Origin of the sequence: Mycobacterium sp. E1715 (assembly GCF_001667625.1) — a bacterium.
GTDB lineage: Bacteria > Actinomycetota > Actinomycetes > Mycobacteriales > Mycobacteriaceae > Mycobacterium.
The window spans coordinates 1-3,196 of record NZ_LZJJ01000226.1; the positions used below are offsets into that span (position 1 = coordinate 1).

Consider the following 3,196-nt stretch of genomic DNA (forward strand, 5'->3'; position numbering starts at 1 on the left):
GCCGATCTGCGCGAGTAGCCAAATTATCGGTTCGAGTGGGTGCCGGCCCACACTGTCTTTCACCACGCTACCGCCACCGACGACGAAGAGCATGCCGACACCAATGGTGAAAAGCAGCCGGAAGCAGAGCTTCTCGAGCCACGTCCACGGCGGCGCGACTCCGAGGGGAGCGGATGTTTCGGCGGCCGGGACCGGCGATCGCGCCGTGGTGGTCACGGCAGCGATTGTAGGGTGATCGCCTCCGAATCTGTTGAGATATGAGCGATTCGGGCGACCTTATCAGCGTAGTGATGCTCCTCCCGCGAGGCGACGCCTGGGTGTCGGCGTCCCTCAAGCCGCTTGACGCTTTGCGGGTCGAAAATTTCGAGGTCGTGGCGGTGTATCCCGGCGCCGCCGTTCAGGACGCGATGAACGAGAGCAGATCCGGGTTGAGCACATCCGCGTGTGTGGTCAGCATGCCGTGCGGGTAGCCGGGATAGGCCTTCACCGCGCCGTTCTGAAGGAGGTCGACCGCCCGGGGCGCCGCGCTTGCGAACGGGACGATCTGATCGTCGTCGCCGTGCATGACCAGGACGGGAACGGTGATCGCCCGCAATTCGTCGGAGTAGTCCTGCAGCCAGGACACCACCGTCTCGTAGTGAGCCTGGGCACTGCCGGACATGCCCTGACGCCACCAGTTCGCGATGACCGCCTCGGACGGTTCCACACCCGGGCGGTTGAATCCGTAGAACGGCCCCTCTGGCACGGCGCGGAAGAACTCCGATCGATTTCCCAAGATGCCCGCACGCACCGCGTCGAACCACTCCTGGGGTTGCCCGCCCGGATTGTTCTCGGCCTGCGCCATGCTCGGCGTCGGGGAGGACACCAGCACCGCCTTGGCGACCCGCTCCTGGTGGCGCGCCACATAGCAGGCCACTTCAGCGCCGCCGGTGGAGTGCCCGATGTGGACGGCGTCGCGCAGTTCGAGTTGCTCGGTCAGCGCGGCCAGATCGGCCACCCAGTGCTCGATGTCGTTGCCGGTCCCGACCTGCTCGGACCGGCCATGCCCGCGCCGGTCGTGAGCGATCACCCGATAGCCCCGGTGCAGGAGGAACATCATCTGCGTATCCCAGTCGTCGGCCGTCAGCGGCCAGCCGTGACTGAAAACGATCGGCTGGCCGGAACCCCAGTCCTTGTAGAAGATCTCGACACCGTCCGAGGTGGTGACGGTGGGCACAGGCGCTCCTCTCGCAGCCGTTCGCCGTTATCGAATGACAGTCAACCGCAAGCCAAACATTTTTGCCTGCCAGGTCTGCGACAGTTTGGACCGCTGCGAGTTTTCGGGTGTGCCCTCACGACTGCTTTACGTGGGAATTACGCACATCGATGTTGCTGCGAAATGGATTGGTGCGCACTGTGATAACAACTACGGCGGAGTCCTACTGGTAACCCGCTAAATTCGATTGCGCCATGGCCGCGCGCATGTGGTCGCGGTGGTCACGTCAGCGGCGTCGCTGAGGAGCGCCAGGAGACGGGTTGTACGGTATCCAGGCAGCTCTCGGAGGTTCACGATGACACCACCCAATGACGACACCTGGGGTCCGGCTACCGGAGTGGGAACCACGGCCACGATGGCGGCGGCCGCGAGAGCCGTCGCCACCAGGGATGGGATTATCGACGATCCTTTTGCCGAGCAGTTGGTGCGCGCGGTCGGTGTGAGCTTTCTGACCCGCTGGGCTACCGGCGAGCTCGTCGCCTCGGATATCGACGTCGCGGGCAGCTCATGGGGGCTGGCGCAGATGCCCGCATCGATTGCGGCCCGCACGCGGTACTTCGACGAGTTGTGTGCCGATGCCGCAGGAGCGGGCATCCGTCAAGCCGTGATCCTCGCCTCGGGCCTCGACGCCCGCGCCTACCGACTGGACTGGCCTAAAGGGATGACGGTGTTCGAGATGGATCAACCGGCCGTCATCGAGTTCAAATCCACCACACTGGCCAAGCTCGGTGCCGTACCAAAAGTTGACCTACGCACGGTCGCCATCGACCTGCGCGACGACTGGTCGACGGCACTGGTTACGACGGGTTTGGACGTCAAGAAGCCCACGGTATGGATTGCCGAAGGCCTATTCGGCTATCTGACACCAGCGGCCCAGGATCGGCTGCTCGAGATGGTCACCGCCCTGAGCGCGCCGGGCAGCCGACTCGGGAGTGAGGCTGTGCCGAATACCGCCGACATGGACCCCGACGCAGCGCGCCAACGGATGCGTGAGGCCACTGCCAAGTGGCGCGAGCACGGCTTCGAACTCGACTTCGACGTGGTCCAGTTCGAAGGTGAGCGCCACGACGTCGGGGCGTACCTGGATGCGCTCGGGTGGGCGTCGGTCGCAACGCCGATGGCCCAGCTGCTCGCCGGCTTCGGGTTGGGGGCGATCGCACGGGCCGCCGATGATCGACAAACGATGAACGGCGTCAACTACTACACGTCGACGCTGGGCGTCGGCCGCTAGAGGCATTTCGGGGGGGCGGCACTCGCCGGGCGCTCAGCTGGGGCAGGCGCGTGCCAGGGTGGCCATCTCGTCCCCGAACTCCTGGTTGGCCCGAGCCACGGCTTTGGCCGATGGCGGCAGTTCCGTTTTCAGCGGGTCTTGTCTGCCTAGGTCGTCGTTCATCCGGTTCGCGTCCGTCATGAATTCACGGGCCAGCGCTGCCGCTCGCTGCGCGTGGGCCGACAGCCCGGGCGCGGTCACCTGGTTGGCTCGCCGCTGCAGGCCGTCGAGCCACGCCTGATAGTCGGCGTCAGTGGGTACCGAGTTCTGTTCGTAGGAGCCCGGCGGCGCAAACCGCGTCTTCGCCTTAAACGAAGCCTGCGCGTCGCGGTTGAAGTCGATGAATTGCCGCACACTCCAACACGGTTGCGCCCGCTCATCGATCCGCCACGCGACGAACAGACCCGCGGCGGCCACGGCTGCGCACCATACCGTCAGCAACCGCCGGGCGGTCTTGTGTGCGTTTGCGGCCACGCGATCAACCTAATCCAGGGATCGGGACGATTGGCACCCAGCGGTCGGCGCCCGTCACGCGTGGGGGCAGAAGATACCCAGGATCTGTTGGCAGTTGTCCCTGTTGATGAGCGCCGGCGGCGGCGTAGCGGCACCGTGATCGCATCGCGCGCGGCTCGTGCCATGTCAACCGGGGTGGCGTAGCGCTGCGCAGGGTG

General features: G+C 65.5%; 3 protein-coding genes and 1 pseudogene. 1 reads left to right on the forward strand and 3 read right to left on the reverse strand.

The annotated features are described in order from the left end of the window. Positions 1–216, reverse strand: a pseudogene (locus A9X03_RS12215) (hypothetical protein); the annotation flags it as partial. A gap of 181 nt (positions 217–397) precedes the next feature. Then, the gene (locus A9X03_RS12220; RefSeq protein ID WP_068261248.1) at positions 398–1,216 is read right to left on the reverse strand and encodes an alpha/beta fold hydrolase; all 819 of its coding nucleotides are present in this window, start codon (positions 1,214–1,216) and stop codon (positions 398–400) included. A gap of 334 nt (positions 1,217–1,550) precedes the next feature. Here A9X03_RS12220 and A9X03_RS12225 point away from each other — a divergent pair, with 334 nt between their 5' ends. Then, a complete protein-coding gene (locus tag A9X03_RS12225; RefSeq protein WP_067888164.1) occupies positions 1,551–2,486 on the forward strand; it encodes an SAM-dependent methyltransferase in 936 nt (311 codons plus the stop codon). 33 nt (positions 2,487–2,519) lie between these two features. On the opposite strand, the gene A9X03_RS12230 is transcribed toward A9X03_RS12225, so the two are convergent. After that, on the reverse strand, positions 2,520–2,999 hold the full coding sequence (locus A9X03_RS12230; protein ID WP_068261252.1) for a hypothetical protein: 480 nt from the start codon (positions 2,997–2,999) through the stop codon (positions 2,520–2,522). Positions 3,000–3,196 lie beyond the last annotated feature (197 nt).